13 protein-coding genes are annotated in these 17,255 nt (G+C 43.2%); 3 read left to right on the top strand and 10 right to left on the bottom strand.

The genetic code is table 11. The features are described from left to right. Nucleotides 1–124: 124 nt before the first annotated feature. Nucleotides 125–598 carry a Dps family protein gene (locus tag QM738_RS11505; RefSeq protein ID WP_462276863.1) on the top strand — a complete coding sequence of 158 codons (474 nt, stop codon included), beginning with the start codon at nt 125–127 and terminating at the stop codon, nt 596–598. Here the strand turns inward: QM738_RS11505 and QM738_RS11500 are convergent. Then, nucleotides 591–776, bottom strand: a complete 186-nt coding sequence (locus tag QM738_RS11500) for a hypothetical protein (RefSeq protein ID WP_462276862.1) — start codon at nt 774–776, stop codon at nt 591–593. The genes QM738_RS11505 and QM738_RS11500 overlap by 8 nt on opposite strands. A 226-nt stretch (nt 777–1,002) precedes the next feature. Between QM738_RS11500 and QM738_RS11495 the strand changes: the two genes are divergently transcribed. Beyond that, a complete protein-coding gene (locus QM738_RS11495) occupies nt 1,003–1,344 on the top strand; it encodes a phage holin family protein (protein ID WP_462276861.1) in 342 nt (113 codons plus the stop codon). A gap of 4 nt (nt 1,345–1,348) precedes the next feature. Continuing rightward, entirely contained in the window at nt 1,349–1,732 is a 384-nt protein-coding gene (locus QM738_RS11490) for a hypothetical protein (RefSeq protein ID WP_462276860.1), read from the top strand. A gap of 111 nt (nt 1,733–1,843) precedes the next feature. Here the strand turns inward: QM738_RS11490 and QM738_RS11485 are convergent, their stop codons facing one another. Genes QM738_RS11485 through QM738_RS11445 form a run of 9 tightly spaced genes read right to left on the bottom strand, consistent with a single transcriptional unit; the run spans nt 1,844 to nt 17,137 of the window. Beyond that, nucleotides 1,844–2,734, bottom strand: a complete 891-nt coding sequence (locus tag QM738_RS11485; RefSeq protein WP_462276859.1) for an alpha/beta hydrolase fold domain-containing protein — start codon at nt 2,732–2,734, stop codon at nt 1,844–1,846. Between the two features lie 36 nt (nt 2,735–2,770). Then, nucleotides 2,771–4,300: a RagB/SusD family nutrient uptake outer membrane protein gene (locus QM738_RS11480; RefSeq protein WP_462276858.1), complete on the bottom strand. Its 1,530-nt coding sequence runs from the start codon at nt 4,298–4,300 to the stop codon at nt 2,771–2,773. A 17-nt stretch (nt 4,301–4,317) separates the two neighbouring features. Next, complete coding sequence (locus QM738_RS11475) at nt 4,318–7,554, bottom strand: SusC/RagA family TonB-linked outer membrane protein (protein ID WP_462276857.1); 3,237 nt, start codon at nt 7,552–7,554, stop codon at nt 4,318–4,320. An 18-nt stretch (nt 7,555–7,572) separates the two neighbouring features. Continuing rightward, entirely contained in the window at nt 7,573–8,775 is a 1,203-nt protein-coding gene (locus tag QM738_RS11470; RefSeq protein WP_462276856.1) for an alginate lyase family protein, read from the bottom strand. A gap of 7 nt (nt 8,776–8,782) precedes the next feature. Next, complete coding sequence (locus QM738_RS11465) at nt 8,783–12,232, bottom strand: beta strand repeat-containing protein (RefSeq protein WP_462276855.1); 3,450 nt, start codon at nt 12,230–12,232, stop codon at nt 8,783–8,785. Between the two features lie 41 nt (nt 12,233–12,273). Continuing rightward, nucleotides 12,274–13,551: an MFS transporter gene (locus tag QM738_RS11460; protein ID WP_462276854.1), complete on the bottom strand. Its 1,278-nt coding sequence runs from the start codon at nt 13,549–13,551 to the stop codon at nt 12,274–12,276. A 20-nt stretch (nt 13,552–13,571) separates the two neighbouring features. Beyond that, nucleotides 13,572–14,582, bottom strand: coding sequence for a right-handed parallel beta-helix repeat-containing protein (locus tag QM738_RS11455; RefSeq protein WP_462276853.1), 1,011 nt, complete (start codon nt 14,580–14,582; stop codon nt 13,572–13,574). Between the two features lie 6 nt (nt 14,583–14,588). Further along, the gene (locus tag QM738_RS11450; protein WP_462276852.1) at nt 14,589–14,948 is read right to left on the bottom strand and encodes a cupin domain-containing protein; all 360 of its coding nucleotides are present in this window, start codon (nt 14,946–14,948) and stop codon (nt 14,589–14,591) included. Between the two features lie 26 nt (nt 14,949–14,974). Beyond that, nucleotides 14,975–17,137, bottom strand: coding sequence for a heparinase II/III domain-containing protein (locus QM738_RS11445; protein WP_462276851.1), 2,163 nt, complete (start codon nt 17,135–17,137; stop codon nt 14,975–14,977). Nucleotides 17,138–17,255 lie beyond the last annotated feature (118 nt).

The raw sequence follows: 17,255 nt of genomic DNA, 5'->3' as shown, positions 1-17,255 counted from the left end.
ACAATTTATGGTATGCTAATTGTTTTTTAATACAAAGGTTTGGTAAATAAAGCTATGCAAAAAAATTATGGCTTTGGGGATATACCGTAACCACTGTATTTTTAACTCCCAAAAACAAAACATTATGAAACCAGACATTGGTATTAACGACAAAAATTTAAAAGGCCTCACCGACCTGCTTTCTGCAGTGCTGGCAGATGCAATGGTATTGTACACCAAAACCAGGAAATTTCACTGGAATGTAAAGGGCGAAAGTTTTATGGAATTGCACAAGCTGTTTGAATCACAGTATACGCAACTGGAAGAAGCCATTGATGAGATCGCGGAACGCATCAATAAACTGGGTGCTCCCACCATTGGTACATTAAAGGAATTTATACAACTGGCCAGCCTTAAAGAAGTACCGGGCAAGTATCCCCTGCAGCAGGATATGATAAAAGAATTACTCACCGATCACGAAACGGTGATAAAAGCGCTGCGTAAAGGAATTGATGAATCCGAAGATAAATTCAAGGATAAAGGCACGGCAGATTTCTTAACAGGTTTGCTGCGGGAGCACGAAACCATTGCATGGACATTGAGAAGATATTTTAAATAATATCCGGGCGGCTCTTTTTATACCGCCTTCTACGAATGGTTGCTGTAATGGCCGCTACGGTCATTATCAGCAATACCATACCCCAAAAACCGGCCTGGTAAATGGATCTTTCTGGAAAAATGTTGGAATAAAGTGCGCTGATCACGATCACATCAAATACAAAAGATAATTTTTTCATGTCCCGGTTTTGTTATTCTAACTCATAAATAGTGCCATCTTTTAACTTAATTTTTAAAAACCAGGTTTTTCTTATCCTGCAGGGTGTTTAAGGCACTGTGGAAATCTTTACACAGCTACAGGCCTTAAACGCCTCTCTGCACTATTAATAATAATTGGCATTATTTTATTATAGAGATATCAGGAACAAATGACCTCCAGGTCATTGACCAATAAAATCAGTAGTAATGGAAAATAACCCCACTTCCCTTAAAGCGTTGTTCGAAAAAACAGAGGATTACCTGGAAACAAGGATCGAGCTTTCCAAACTGCAGGCTGTTAGTAAAATATCTGATATCACTGCTTCTGCGGTTTCACGGATAATACTGGTGGCAGTACTGAATTTAGTGGTATTACTGTTGAGTGTAAGTATTGCTTTATGGATCGGGGATGCAATGGGAAAGATGTATTATGGTTTTTTTATCGTGAGCGGTTTTTACTGCCTGGTGATCTTATTCCTGTTCATTTTCAGAAGGCAGTGGATCAAAAGGCCTTTTCATGATAAGCTGATAAAAAAAATGCTCAATTAAACTTATGCCCATTACCAACAGCAGCCAGTTAACCGCCGCCATTGCACATTTAAAAACAAAGGCCGATCTGCAGCAGGAAGAACTGAGAGAACAGGTGAATGATATGTATGAAAGCATTAAACCTGCTAACCTGGTAAAAAGATTATTGAACAGGCACAACGACAGCCTGCATTTTACAGATGATCTGATCGATGCTTCGATTGGTGCGGCAGCTGGTTATTTATCTAAAAAAATAATTCCGGGAGGAAAACAAAATAAATTCAAAAAAGTAGTAGGCAATCTTGTTGAACTTTCCGTAGCAGGCATTGTTAACAAGAACGCCGGAAACATACGCTCCGCAGGCATTTCGTTGCTGGAACGTTTAATAAAACCGGGCAAACCACAGTGAAACTCTATACACTGTTATAGCAGTAATGCAGTGTTGCAATATCCTTAACAAAATATCCCACCTTTGCAAGTGGGATATTTGTTTTTTTGCGTTTTTGCTTATGGTGAAAGATCAGTTGCCACCAAGGCCCAGCTCTTTCAAAAAGTTGGCGATCGCTTTATTCACATCCGAATTCTTTTCTTTCGGAAATTTTCCATGCAGCCCACCTTCCACCGTCATGAACTGTGTTTTAACACCCGCATCCAAAAACTTTTTATGCAGCGCCACCGATTGCTGGTAAGGCACAGTGGGGTCAGCATCGCCATGCACGATAAATGTTGGTGGGCTATTCTTATTCACATAATAAATTGGTGAAACAGATTGTGCAAATTTTTCGTCTTTTGCATAAGCGCCCAGCCAGTTGGTGGCCGATTTGCTGGTGATATTTTTTCCATAACCCCAGTCCCATACATCGGTGATACCATATTTATCAATGATGGCTGCCACCTTTATATTTTCCACTCCGGGGCAATTGCCATCAAATCGATGATCATTGCCGAGCAAACCGCCCATCAGCGCCAAATGCCCGCCGGCACTGCCTCCCATGATCACGATCTTATTTACATCAATATTCAGCGCCTTGGCATTTTTGATGATATAGATGAGGGCGCAGCGGGTATCTTCCACTGCAGCAGGTGCGGTGGCCTGTGGTGTTAAACGATACTCCATATTAGCAACCGCATAACCCATTTTAAAAAAAGTACTGAAGCCGGTTTGTGATTCCTTGGTACCATGGTTCCATCCGCCACCATGTATATTGATCACAATTGCTGTAGGCTTTGCGGCCTTAGGAGCAATATAGAGGTCCATCTTTCCTTCCCAGTCTTTAACTTTTGTGTACACTACATTTAATTGTGCTTCATATCCCGCAGGATATTCCACCGGTTTTGCAGTAGTATCTGCATCCTGTGCAAATACATTTACCGACATCATCATCAATACAACAACAAATAGTTTTTTCATCATCAAATTATTAATTATTCATTATTCAATTATTCATTAATACCCGGGGTTTTGCGCAATCGTCAATTGCGAATTGGTATCAATTTCGTGCTGCGGAATAGGCAACAGCAATTTATTGGTGGTGATGTACGTAAGCAGTGTTGCCAACGGAACAACAGGACTGTATTGTGAGTAATGATTGGCAAACTCTTTTGTAAAATGATCCTTCATGGTTTGCTCGGCCGTAATGGTGGTCATCGTTTTATTAAAACGCACCAGGTCGAACCAGCGCTGGTTCTCGAAAGTAAATTCCAGTTTTCTTTCATCCGCTAATGCTTTTTCAAAACTGGCAACCGAATTTACAGAAGCCGGTAAGTCGCCCAGGCCGGTACGCACCCTTACCTGGTTGATCAACGCGATGCTGGCAGGTGTATAACCCTGCGCTTCGGCCATCATTAAGATAATATCTGCATAGCGCAATACAGGCCAGTCACTCTCTCCATCGTTGGCAGTAGCAACAGGTGTAAGGAATTTTTTTACATACAGCAGTTTGGAAGTACTATAAGATCCCATACTTACATTTTTGCGTGCATCCGCCACTGTTAGTGCAGTGTCAATATCGTTGGTAGGGTAATTGTATCCCAGGCCGGAACCATTTATAACTGCAGAACCACTGCCCAATGGCGCAAAGTAGTTACCAAAGGCGGAACCCAGGCCAAGGTTACCTGCTTTGTAACGCACCGCAAACATGATCTCGCTGTTCATTTCGTTACTGATGGAAAAAACATTGGCATAACTGGACTGTAATGAGTAGCCGCTGTTGGTGATCACATCCTGCAACAATGGAATAGCACTTGCTTTATCGCCCAGTGTAAGGAACACTTTTGCAAGTAATCCTTTTGCGGTCCACGCATTCACTTTGCCTGCACTGGCAGCCGGTACCTGTGCGTATTTTAAAGCGCTTAAATATCCTGAAGCGGTAGTAAGATCTGCTTTGATCAGTTTATAAATATCATCTACCGGGGAGCGGTTAATCGTTTTTGCTTCATCTGCTGTAACAGGTGTATGGATCAGGAACACACCGCCGAATAAACGGGCCAGGTTAAAATAACTGTTGGCCCTTAACACCATTGCTTCGCCTGCATATTGTTTTCTCAGCGAATCAGAAATGTTGATATTGATAGGGCTTAAAGTAAAAGAGCCATTGGCTGGATTATAAGCCACGCCCAGGTTTTGCAGAATGATATTACAGTTACGGATCACAAAATAAGTATTGATCCAGTAACTGTATACGGCTGCATGCCCGGTGGAGGGAATGAATTCATCCAGGTCGCTCAGGTCGCGGTTGGTGGTATTGTTACTCGAAGGAACGCCCATATCTGTATTGTCGCTGCGCAGCTCCGTTACCTGCCATTCGTACAGCATGGGTTTTTGCAAAGCATTGTAGCAACCGTTCAAACCTGTCTGCACTTCAGCAGCAGTGGTATAATAAGTGCCGCTGTTGAGGTTGGACTCAGGATACAGGTCAATTACCTTTTTACAGGAAACAAATACTGTAAGTGATAATAAGACGATGATATATTTCATAAAATAACTTTTTAAAATTAGAAATTCAGGTCAAGCCCTATTAATACAGAACGGTTAATGGGGAAGGCACCACGCTGGTAACCATCCAGTAACGGTGACGAGTAAGTGCCGGCTGTGCTCCTTGCTTCAGGATTCAGGCCCACATAACCCTTAGGGAAATGATAGTACAGGTTTTGTAAAGAAGCATAAAAACGTGCCGAAGTCAGCTTCATGCGTTTAATACCTTTTGTTGGAACAGTATAACCAACTATCACTTCACGCAATGCCCAGTAAGAAGCGCTGGTGATCAGGTAATCACTTTGCGTCCATGCATTGGTATAACCGTTGGTGAAATAAGGTGTCTTGCCATCGCCGGGATTGGCAGGACTTATCCAGCGGTTGTTATTAAAGGCCCTGTTGTATTTTCTTGCCTCATTATAAAATCCATCGCCATTCATCATCTGTCCACCCTGCACACCCTGGAAGGTGAAGCTCAGGTCCAGTCCATAAAAATTAAAGTTGTTGGTAATGCCCCAGGTAAAATCAGGATAAGGATTACCGATCACCGTTCTGTCATTCAGGTCAATTACATTGTCGCCATTGATGTCTTTAAATTTCAAAGCGCCGGGTGTAAAATATCCTGAAAGCGAACTGGTTTGTCCTTTAGCGATCGCTGCATTCACATCCGCTTGTGATAACCAGATGCCGTCTGTTTTTAAACCATAATATTGTATCAATGGTCCGCCTACCTGGTTCAGGTAACCATCCAGCCTTTCACCGGTATTGAGTAATTGTGTTTCGTTACCCAATTGCAGTAATTTATTTTTTACATGAGAGATGTTGGCAGATGTTGACCACCTGAAATTTTTAGAACGGTAGTTATTGGTGGAAATTTCCAGCTCGATACCATTGTTCTGCAACCTTCCGATATTATTGATCACCTGTGGAACACCCGTTATTCCCATTGCTGCCTGCAGTAATAATAAACGATCGGTTTTGGATTGATATACATCCAGGCCAATGGTAACAGCATTTTTAAACATGGTAAGATCGATACCGCCATTGTATGAAAAAGTTCTTTCCCAGCCGATATTGGGATTAGAAAGAATAGTTGTTGATGGCGCAACACCCAGTGTGGAGGTGCCGGTACCGGTGCCTGTTGGGTAATTAGCTAAAAACAGCTGATCAAGCCAGTAGTAATCTGCAATATTATTGTTACCCACTGCACCATAACTTCCTCTTAGTTTCAGGTTATCGATCCATCTTACATCCTGTAAGAATTTTTCTTTACTGGCTATCCAGCCTACAGATACAGAAGGGAAATAGCCCCATTTTTTGCCGGGTGCAAATTTAGAACTGCCATCCGCCCTGAAACTTGCAGACAATAAATATTTGCTCTCAAAACTGTAATTGATACGGCCGAGATAAGACAATAAGCCCACCTTGGTGATTGTATTATAAGTAAGCGAAGGATCCTGCGATATACTTAAAGCCGTGTTCAACGTAGTGATATTATCACTGATAAAATTCGTGGCAGTTATCTGCTGGTTATCGATCCTTGTTTTTTGTGCAGTAAAACCTGCTAGTACTTCTATTGAATGATCTTTGATCTGTTTATTGTAGGTGAATGTATTTTCATTCAGCAGGTCAAAATAATTTCTGTCTGTATAAATGCCTTTGCTGGGTGCACCGGCTGCACTGGAATTACTTTTGGAGAAATCAAGGCCCTTGGTATAATCCAGGTAAGCGCTCAATAAAGTTTTAAAGTTCAATCCCGGCAGGATCGTATAAGTAAGATCTGCCGATGTCATTATCCTGTAATCCTTAGTGGTTATTTTTTCTGTTTGTAAAATTGAATACGGCGAGTTGTTGGCGCTGCTGCTGATAGAGATGGCTGTACCTGCGGGGTTGGTGAAAACTGTACCATCCGGCATCAGTCCGCTGTACGGCAGATCATTGAATACCCTTGGTTGTGCAAAATCTCCCACTACTAATCCGGCGTTCGCAGGGTTTTGTGTAACAAAAGCGATCTGTGCTGCATTCAATGTTAAAGGCAGGTAAGATGACACCCTTGTAAAATCCGTAAAGTTGGTGGAAGGCCTTTCTCTTGTAAAATAAGATGGGTTGATATTCAGGTTGAGTTTCATTTTTTTACTCAACGTGATATTCACTTTACTTCGAACATTGAATCGCTCATACTCACTGTGTTTGATCATACCCTGGTCGTTTTGATAAGAACCGGAGAGATAATATTTAGTAGCCGCATTACCGCCCGAAACATTCAGTTCCACATTTTTCAATTGCGCTGTTCTCAAAGCAGCGTCCTGCCAGTCGGTTGCATAACCGCCATTCAAGCCGTTCTCTAATAAGTAAGCCGCTTTTTCTGCGCTCGAAGCAAGATTACCCTTTGCATTGATCTGTGCAGTGGTGGCATAATTTCTCCATCCTGTGTCTGCAAAGCGTAATGCAGCTTCATAATACAACAGGTTGGTGTATTCAGTGGTGGTCATAATATCGTACACTTTGTACGGGTTCTTTGTACCCCAGGAAGTTTTAAAATTGTATTTTGTTTTTTCCGATTTACCGCTCTTGGTGGTAATAAGTATCACACCGCTGCCGCCTCTTGAGCCATATATGGCAGCAGAAGCCGCATCTTTCAATACTTCCACCGATTCTACATCCGACATATTTACAAATGCCAATCCATCAGGAACAGGATGCCCATCCACTACCACTAATGGCGATTGCCCTGCATTTATTGAGCTCACACCACGCACCTGTACCCTGGGATCACTGCCCGCTTCTGATGAAGTGTTCTGTACCTGAACACCGGCGATCTTTCCCTGCAACGCCTGGTCCAAACGTGATACCGGCGATTCATCCATTTTTTCATTTTTATATTTTGATACGGCGCCGGTCACGCTCGATTTTTTCTGCGTACCATAACCGATCACCACCACTTCATCCGTTGTGGTAATGGAAGGAACCAATATTACATCAACAGCCGTTCTTTCTCCCACCAGCACATTCTGTGTTGCAAAACCAACATAAGAGAATATCAACACCGTTGCTTTTTTATTTACCGTAATGGAATAAGTGCCATCTGCCTTGGTAATGGCGCCGGTCTTTTGTTTATCGGCCAAAACGTTCACTCCCTCCATTGGCTTACCGGTGTCCTTATTGGTCACCTTACCGGTGATCACTTTATTTTGCGCCATGCCCTGGCCCGCCAGCAACAGCAGGGGCACAATCAGCAAGCAATACATTTTTTTCATAACAGTCGTTTATAGAATTTAAAAATTAATATCCGTTAATAATTTTATACGCAACCGGCCTGCTTTATCCGCAGCAATATTTTTTACAGCAGCAGTACATGTTTTGCAATTGAATTTTTTAGCTGCCGCGATCATCAATGGATACCCTTCTTCAAAATCAAAATCTTTTATCTGCGGGCCTGTCCATGCTTTTTCTTTAGAGATATAAGGGTAATACACATCAAATGCTCTTTTCAGCGATTTGCCCGATGGAGAAACATAATTCCAGAAATCAATATTCCTTGTCTCCGCCATCTGCGCAATATTGAAAAAAGCTTCAATGGCAAATCCGGTATAATGCAGCGAAGTGGTGCGTTCCATTTCCAGGGGGAACATGCCCGATTCATCCATTTGTTTGTCCAGTCTTCCTTCTGCATTCACAATGATCTTATCCGCCAGTGCAGTATTGCCTGTAAATAAAGCGAGTGATAAGCGTTGTGCATCGTACCAGTCGCCATGATTATTCTTGGCATTCATTTCATCCATCCCATTCTTACTGGTTTGCATCCAGTTCAAAAAATCGCTGAACCATTGTTGCATACCGCTGTTATCTTCTTTGCTCCAGGAAGATGACCCCTGTATCAAACCAATGGCATCCACCACTTTTATAAAATGCCTGGAATCGATCAAACCTGCTCCCCTGCCATCATTGCTGCCCTTCATGGCTTGTGAATAATTCAGGTTGGGATTCATCCGGGTCGCTTTATCTAAAAACCATACCCGCATTAATTTTGCTGCATGCGCTGCATATTTATTTTCGCCTGAATAATAATAAGCAAGTCCTAACGTGTTCACTACTTCACATAGTTTGGGCATATACTCTTTATCCTTATAGTCCTTCACTTCAGGATTCGTCTTGCCATCTTTGCGGATATAAGGCAAACCGTTCGGCTTTGCAGGATCAGGCCAGTAATAAGGCGCCAGGCTCATGTAATCATGTTTGTCTCCACTGGGTGGATCATTCTTTTTTTCCATCACACTTACAGGACCAAAATCCAACGCCTTGTCTGCATCTTTTATCAATTGCTTATAGGCTGGTATTATGGATGCATCCTTTGCATTGATCTTTCCTTTATTTTTTTCCAGGGCCTTCATATCAACCGAATAAGTGAAAGGCTGCTGCGCTTTTGCTATTGTATAGCACAACACAATGGCCGCAGTAAAACACAGGTATTTCTTCATGGCTTGATTATTTTAAAATAGTAATTGCTTTTCCAAGATCAATGGCAACAGTAATGCCTTTACCGATCACACGAACTGCATACACACCTGCAGGTAATAAGGTCACATCAATATCCGTGTTACTGAAGCCCACCGGCAGGAATACATTTTTCTTGCGCAGCGGCTGGCCAGACATATTGTACAGGATGATATCCGCCAATGCAGGTTCTGGAGAATACAACCGTACCGTTACCGCTGTTTTATTGCTCATGTATAAATTGATATACGGTGTTGCTGTACCCGAAGCAGGTAAAACAGTGAGTTTGCCATCAGTATTGGTAATAGCATAGTTGGAAGAAGTAGCTCCCTGCAATGAAAGGTTGTAATACCCCGGTGCTGAACTGATCGTTGCAATTGTGCTTACAGTAGCAGGTGTGGTAAGATTAGCCGCTGTTTCGCCCAGTACAAAACCGGTATACGTAATAGTGAATGCAGGATTGGCCGTGCCGAAATTACGGGTGGTATCACGCACTTTAATGGCCAGTGCAGCTTTATTCACCGTAAGTGTTCTTACAACGTCCGCCGCAGGGAAATAACCCACATTACCTGCCTGCGATGCAGTGATAGTGCTGGTACCAGCGCCCACAATATGAATATTATTACCCACAATGGTAGCCACCGCAGTATTGCTGCTTACCAGTGTAACAGGTATGGTGCTGTTGGTACTGCTAGCGTTGTGTGCAAAATCTGCGTTGCCATAGGTTTTGGTGGCTGGCGCTGCAAAAGTGATGGTCTGGTTTTGTTTAGCCTGCACAGTCAATACACCATTGGTTTGTGTAATGGTATAATTAGCTGCAGTAGCGCCTGTAACAGTGATGGGATAAGTGCCCGGCACAGATGCAGTGGTAGCAGTAGTGGTAACCGTTGGTTGCGTAAGCAGTACCGCATTTGTTTCGCTCAGCACAAATCCGGTATACGTTACCGTTAGTGTTGGGTTTACCTGCCCTTCAAATTTTACCAGGTCATTGGCCTTGATGGTCAAAGCAGCTTTATTCACTGTAAGTGTCCTGGTAACACTGGCTGCCGGGTAAAAACCATCGCTCGCCTGCGATGCAGTGATATCTGCTGTGCCTGCCCCGGTAATATGAATATTACCCGAAACAATGGTGGCCACTGCAGGATTACTGCTGCTGTACACAATTGGTTGTGTAGTGTTTAAACTGGTGGCGCCGCCATTAAAATCTGCATTGCCGTAAGTTTTAACAGGCAGCGCATTGAATATAAAAGGATTTACCTGTGGCACTGCACCCGCACTGAATGATCCAAAGCTGCTTACACTCGCCGTTACAGTATTGGCAGTATTATCACCGGTGCCAATGGGCGCATCCCAGGAAGTACCGTTATTTTTTATTAAGCCGATATCCGTATTCGCCAGCGTGGTAAAAGTAGAACCTTCCAAAGCAGCATTCCAGCCGAGTTGTACAGTTGCATTGCCGCTGCCATTAATACGGTTGATATTCCATACTGCATTCACCACCTGTTGCTTTTGTGTTGCAGTTAAAGCTGTGCCGGTAATAGTACCATTGGAAGTGATGCCTTCAAAAGCAGCCACGGCAAAATCAGATGCTGCAGCAGGATTTAAAGTAACCGGTAAATAATAATTAACAGTGCCAATAGGCAAGGTGGTGGATGCAGCCATCGCATCGTATTGTATAATGCTCTGCACACCGGTACCGGCATTGTAATCAGCCGCAATATATTTAGTGGCGCCAAATGCACCTGTAATGGCAGCGCCTGGTTTTATATGAACAGTATCTAATGGACGTAAAGTAACTTTTCCATTCACCAGCAGGTGATTGTAAATATTCATGCCGCGGTTAACAGTAACTGCTGCATTGATCTCAACAAAACCTGCATCGATCAATGTATTGGTGGAACCGGTGCTGATACCAAATGGTTTGCTGGTGGCGCCGTTGATGATATAATTCGTTCCCGCCTGGAAGCTTTTACTACCGGTAACGATTACACTACCTGTTAAAGTATCCATTCCATTAACATGTGCTGTTACCAGCGTGGCAGTATCACTGCTGAAAGTAAAAGTAGCACCCGTTACAGTAGCGGTGGCAGGTTTTGATAATAACACTACTGCATTGGCTACCGAAAACCCGGTTACATTGGTATTGGCAGCCAGGCCGTTGCCCGTAACTTTTAAACCGGTATTGCCTGTCAATGTTCCACTGGTAACAGTTATCCTGTAAGAACCTGCTACGGTATTACCTGTTACACTTGCGGCGGTTATATTTACTTTAGAAGTAAAAGTACCCGGCCCGGTGAGTTGATTGGTGGTACCAAAATTAATTTTACCCAAAACATCGGTACCGCTGCCTACAACGTTCACGGTTCTTGCAAGCGTTACATCGCTGTAATTGGCCACTGTCAATAAAGGCAGATCGATAGTGCCGGTGCCGGAAATAGTTTGTGCTGTATTGCCGCCCATCACGATGGCATTGGTACTGCCCGCAGGTCCGTTCAATGTACCATTCACTACCAGGTTACCTAATACAGGTGTAACGCCGCTGGTGTGTGTGATGAATGTACAGCCATTATCAATTGTTAAATTATCAATTCTGTCCGAAGGGCCATCTGCTGTAAACGTAGCGCCATTTTGTATATACACATTACCCAGGGCTTTACGGTTATTCCAGGAAGAGCTGGCATAAGCGGTTGCATCCAGGTAGCTGTTATTGGTGCGCATGAAATATAAATTACTGCCCGGTTCAAAATTGGTGAACTGCGTGGTAGAGTTACTGCCTATTGGACTGCGGCCGGTATAATAATACAATGATGCGCCAGATTTAAATAGCACACCATCTTGTACCGAAGCATTGAAACCCGATGTGGCGGTGGAATCCGTTATATGACATACAGCGCCGGAAGCAAATACCACGCTATTGGCAGCCGCAGCTGTTATATAACTGCGTGTATGCACCGACGTTGACAAGGGGCTTAAATAAACGGTACCACTGATAAGCGCAGTAGCGCCTGATGCCACCACCACGGATACATCATAATTATAGATGGCCGAACCTAAAGTAAGTGTACAGCCTGCACCCACAACAAGATCGTCTCCTGTAGTGGCATCGCCATTTACAGTGAGCGCCGCACTACCCGCAGCAGAACGGCCGATATTCACCACGGCACCGTTCTGTATCTTCAATTGCCCAAAGCTGGTAGAAGTAGCCGTGGCATTTACGGTACCGGTGGTAGGTACTGTGCCGCCGATATTAGCACCATCAATGATCAATATATCATTCGTAGCTACAGCAGCACGGGTAGTGCCGGTGCCATTCTGTAACGTATTCCAGTTAGCATTGGAAGTAAAGCTGGTGGAAGCAGTGCCACCCACCCAGTAATAAGTTGTCTGGCTATAACCTGCAACGGTTATCAATAACAGGCTGAAGAATAGAATTCTTTTCATATAACAACGTTTAGAGTAAAAATTTTAAAGCAATTGATCGTTTATATTTTCTTTTTAGATGCAATAAAGCTGATGCACAACCACGATGCCGGTACCATCACTGCCCCCAGTATAAAAAATGAACTGTAACCCGTTTTGGTGATCACAGGAACCAATAATGTGATGATTATAGTTCCTGCAACCGCCGCTGTTCCTCCCATGCCTGAGACTGTTCCTACATTCTTACCATTGAAATAATCAGATGGCAATGTTTGTAAATTATTTATGAGAAACTGGAAACCGAATAATGTGGTACCGATCAATACCAGCGCCAGGTCTACCTGTTCCTTCAAATGATCCAGGTAAAAAACGGTGGCGCACAAACTCAGTAACATCAGCACACAACCGATAGTGATCGCTCTCTTTCTTGCCTTTACCGCAGGCATGCCGTATTTGATCAATGTAGAGGAATAAAAACCTCCCAGTAATCCTCCTATCGCTGCAAACAAATAGGGCAGCCATGCAAATGCTCCTACCTGTTTAATATCAAATTGAAATTGTTCCTTTAAAAAAGTAGGCAACCACGTAAGGAACATCCACCACACAGGATCGATAAAGAACCGGGATGTAATGATGCCCCATGTATTTTTAAATTGTAATAATTCTGTCCAGCTGTATACCCTTGTATCCATAGCCACCACTTTTTCATCTGCTGCATCCAGTATATGGTCCTGTTCTTCTTTGGTGATCCAGGCATGTTTATCCGGTGTTGCTTTATTCACCCACAGCCAGGGAATGATCCATAAAAAACCCAGCACACCGATACCTACAAAAGTGCCGCGCCATCCAAACGACAGGTACAAGCCTGCAATGATAGGGGCCGCCACCACACCTCCCAGCGAAGCGCCGGCGCCAAATATGCCTTGTGCAATAGCTCTTTCCCTTGCCGGGAACCATTCTGCGTTGCTCTTGGTAGCGCCCGGCCAGTTACCCGCTTCACTAACGCCTAAGAGTGCACGGAATATACTGAATGATGTCAATGATCTTGCAACAGCATGCAATGCAATGGAAACACTCCAGCAGGCAATCGAAATACTCATACCCAGGCGTGTGCCGATCGCATCCATCATCTTACCGGTTACAGTCTGGCCAACGGCATAAGCGAACATGAAGAAAGTGGTGATATAAGCCAGTGCTTCTTTATTATTAGCATCGGCAATACCAAACTCTTTGTATATATAAGGCCACATGATATTGATGGCACTCCGGTCAATATAATTAATGACCGTTGATACACCGATCAGCCCTATGATCCACCATCTTAGTCCTTTAATTTTCATATGCAAGCCTGAACCATTGATTAATTACTTAACGGGATATTGGCCACACCGGCTGCTGCTCCCGTTACTGTATTATTGCTGTACACTTTATTACCTGTAGTGGTGCCGTTGCTACCGCTCAGCTGCACATTAAAACCATATCCTGTAGCATTCACCACGCAGTTGTTATTTTTAAATTCGTTGTAATTGCCCCAACCAGACACTGCGCAATGCACCTGGTACCCATCTTTAAAAATGCTGCCACCGGGGTTGGTGCCATGATTACTTTCTATCAAAGTATAATTACCTTTTACATCTATCCAGCTGTCACCACTGTTGGCGCCGGTAATACCTGTAGCGTTAAAACTATTTTCGCGGATGATACCACCGGTTGTGCCTTCTTTTACGTCAATACATTCTGCCGCTACATTGGGACCGATCGTATTTTTATAAATGAGATTGGAATCGCAGAGATCAGGATTGCCATTGGTATAAGTGGCCCAGTTATTTTTTGCAGAGCCGATATAGATACCTTCGCCATAATCAGGGGTCTTTAAACCTGTATTACTGATATCCGCATTTTGAATAGTGTTATGCGAACTGTATTTACGCAGGTGTATACCTTCTTCGCCAATATTAAATACCTTAATGCCATCTATTACACAATGATGAGCGCCATCGATCATCAAACCTTTTAAACCATTGGTGATCGTAAAACCTTTCAAGTTCCAGAAATCCGATTGCAGGTATAATACATAACCGGTATTGATATCACCTGCATCAAGAATTGCATTCCTGCTGCCCCTTAGAATAATGGATTTTGCAGCAGTACCATGCACGCCCGGTGCAATTACAAACTTGCCACTGTAAGTACCATCGGCCATCACGATCTCATCTCCTGCCTGTGCATTGGCCAAAGCAGTTTTTAATTCTGTCGACGTTTTCACATTCACCAGCCTGGTACTGGATGTTGCTGGTGCAACATCCACCGGTACAGATTTTTTACTACAGGCCAATAATGCTATGATGCAGATATGGAACAGGCTTTTCATTATTAATTATATTTCTTTTGCTGCTATAAAATCTTCTCTCATCGGGCTGAATACATCTATCAGTACACCCGCTTCAATACAAACAGCACCGTGCATTACATTAGGTGGAATGTAAAAAGCATCGCCGGCTTTCAATATTTTTTTCTCTCCGCCGATCTCCACTTCAAAAACACCGCTTTCAATATGCGTGATCTGTGTATGGTAATGCTGGTGCAGCGTACCGATGCCACCGCTTTCAAATTCCACCTTTACCACCATCAGCCTTTCATCATAAGCCATGATCTTTCTTCTTACGCCCTTTGCCATTTCCTGCCACTCTATATCGGCGTTCTCAATAAATACTTTTTGGGTTACTGTAGTTTCCATTTTCATTAATTTGATTTTCAATTTTTTTATTGCAGCGTTTTGCCATCATACCAAACGGCATAAGGTCCTGTCCAGTTAAATGTTGTATAACTATGTTTACTTTGTTTAGAAAAATCCTTGTTGCATTGCGCCACCAGCAATTGTTTACCTCCGATTGTTACAGCAGCAACAGTAATGTCATTGTCATTCTGTAACAACTCAATTTTTTGCACTGCTGAATAAGAATCGGCAGAGAACTCTGCTTTAGGATCAAAACTTCCATGTATCTCTATCACGTTCACAAAAGCCGTATTGGCCGCATTGGTACGAATGATATAAGCCGGTTCCCTGCGCAGGTTAAAATCTGCATCCCCGGCGCCGGTACGGGTAAAGAATATTTTTGCTTCACCCTTTATTAAAGAAGAGATAGAATAAAAAGTACGGTGATTTAAAAAAGTGAACTGCGCCATGCTGTCTTTAACACTGGCTTCTGCTTCTTTCCATAAATACTGGTAGCCATTATTCTTGCCCAATGCCTGCTGCTGGCTGCCGTTATAATTGTATTTAAAATTCGTGCTGATCAGGTTGCCGCTGTATTGAAAAGGCAGATCATACTGGTGTTCGCCTGCAGCATTTACATTAAATACATCCAGCACTATTTTTCTGCCACCGGGTATTTGTAAAAAATATTCGGTGCGCTGTAAATGAATATTCTTATACGCATTGTCTTCTTTAGCCGCAACCACCTGCACCTTGTCATTACTTACATCACTGAATAATTTATCGGCATGAAATTGCTCCCCCAATTTTTCATCTGCATTGAACTGGCTGGCTTCATCCACCACCAGTGTATTATGTGCAATGGTCTGCGAAGCATAAGCTGTGTTTTCCGGTAGGTAACGACCCCCATATTTTTGTTCCACACTGATGAAACGTGCAGAGCCATAATCGGTGAGTATCTCGTTGCCCTTATCAAACAAATTCAGGTTGAGTTTATCAAAATGCCCATGCGATAACCCATGTGCAGTATATTTAAACACCAGCGTGGAAAGATCCTTTCCTTTTCCATTGCGTAAAAAGCTTACACCACCTTCGTCGCCCTTATTACCATCCACATATTCCACCGTTTTGTAAGGATAATAGGCAGGTATATCTTTGGTTCCTGCTATCGCGGCTGCAATGGCAGCTCCACCTTTACTTAATAAAACTTTGTCCTGTTTTTTTGCAACGGTCAGCAAGCCTTTATCAGCGCCGTACACACTCCAGGCAATATCGATAGCAGTAACCAGTTCGTTGCTGGTAAAATCCTTTTCTTTCAACGCATCATTCAGCGGAAAGAAAGTACCGTCAATATTTGTTTGCTGCAAACCTGCCAGCAGGGCTTTTTGTAAGATACTGTTGCGGTGCTGGAATATTTTTAATTCAGGCCTTGCATGCTGTAATGCATTGGCAAAAAGATAATAAGGCAGAATGGCGTAGCGCACATAATATGGCCCTTCGGTATAATAACCATCCGGCGAGAACAGGCCATCCATCTGTGCCATAAAACCGCTCTTGCCATTTTTTTCCGAACCATACAGCGCCATGTCCACATAATCTTTATTGTTCGTGGCAATACCTACAATACCCACACCGGCACAGGCCCACACACCATGATTGTGTATCAGGTTGAACCAGTTCTTCAGGTCTTTGGTAAAATAATCCACTTCGGATTTAAAAGCGCCGTCTTCAATGGTCTTTCTTTCTGACGCCGAAAAGGAATTATACACCAGGTCGTAAGCCATGCCCGTGTACACGAGCCAGTTAGCATCGTTCAATGCCTGCCAGAAGATATGGCCCGGCGAACTGCTGGTAGCCTGCGGGTGCTTTTTTAAAGTAGGATTTAAAACAGCGTACTTCAGTAAAATATTTTTTACCAGGGTGGCGTATTTTGCATCACCGGTAATATTATACAATATACCGCTGTTGAACATCAATGTATAATTGGCTTTATGCCGCTCGTGTGTATAACCACCTGCCGGATCTTTCGGTTGAGGTACATCTACGTCCTTACCGATCCATGCATCTACCTGCGACCGTATCTCCTGGTAAGAATCTGTAAGCAGTGGATATTTATTGATACCGCTCTTAAGTTCGGCGGCTTCTGACCTGGTAAAAAAAGTAACGGGATGCTGTGCTGCAGCAAACAGGGGTAAACAAATTGAACACATTATTTTCAGCAATCGTAGCATTTGTCGCATCAGTTTTTTAGGATAAAGTTCCTTTTATACAGGAGATATTCCATTGCAGCAACACAATTTTAATCTCCTTTAAATCTTCGTACAGCAG

This window comes from Ferruginibacter sp., from assembly GCF_049840995.1.
Taxonomy (GTDB): Bacteria; Bacteroidota; Bacteroidia; order Chitinophagales; family Chitinophagaceae; genus Ferruginibacter.
Note: the sequence above shows the minus strand (reverse complement) of the source record. Positions and strands in the feature narration are given on the sequence as shown.

Excerpts from the sequence above, each read along its gene's own strand:
- QM738_RS11475 (WP_462276857.1), bottom strand. The coding sequence starts at position 7,554 with ATGAAAAAAATGTATTGCTTGCTGATTGTGCCCCTGCTGTTGCTGGCG.
- QM738_RS11495 (WP_462276861.1), top strand. The coding sequence starts at position 1,003 with ATGGAAAATAACCCCACTTCCCTTAAAGCGTTGTTCGAAAAAACAGAG.
- QM738_RS11505 (WP_462276863.1), top strand. The coding sequence starts at position 125 with ATGAAACCAGACATTGGTATTAACGACAAAAATTTAAAAGGCCTCACC.
- QM738_RS11450 (WP_462276852.1), bottom strand. The coding sequence starts at position 14,948 with ATGGAAACTACAGTAACCCAAAAAGTATTTATTGAGAACGCCGATATA.
- QM738_RS11485 (WP_462276859.1), bottom strand. The coding sequence starts at position 2,734 with ATGAAAAAACTATTTGTTGTTGTATTGATGATGATGTCGGTAAATGTA.
- QM738_RS11465 (WP_462276855.1), bottom strand. The coding sequence starts at position 12,232 with ATGAAAAGAATTCTATTCTTCAGCCTGTTATTGATAACCGTTGCAGGT.
- QM738_RS11490 (WP_462276860.1), top strand. The coding sequence starts at position 1,349 with ATGCCCATTACCAACAGCAGCCAGTTAACCGCCGCCATTGCACATTTA.
- QM738_RS11460 (WP_462276854.1), bottom strand. The coding sequence starts at position 13,551 with ATGAAAATTAAAGGACTAAGATGGTGGATCATAGGGCTGATCGGTGTA.
- QM738_RS11480 (WP_462276858.1), bottom strand. The coding sequence starts at position 4,300 with ATGAAATATATCATCGTCTTATTATCACTTACAGTATTTGTTTCCTGT.
- QM738_RS11455 (WP_462276853.1), bottom strand. The coding sequence starts at position 14,582 with ATGAAAAGCCTGTTCCATATCTGCATCATAGCATTATTGGCCTGTAGT.
- QM738_RS11470 (WP_462276856.1), bottom strand. The coding sequence starts at position 8,775 with ATGAAGAAATACCTGTGTTTTACTGCGGCCATTGTGTTGTGCTATACA.
- QM738_RS11445 (WP_462276851.1), bottom strand. The coding sequence starts at position 17,137 with ATGTGTTCAATTTGTTTACCCCTGTTTGCTGCAGCACAGCATCCCGTT.
- QM738_RS11500 (WP_462276862.1), bottom strand. The coding sequence starts at position 776 with ATGAAAAAATTATCTTTTGTATTTGATGTGATCGTGATCAGCGCACTT.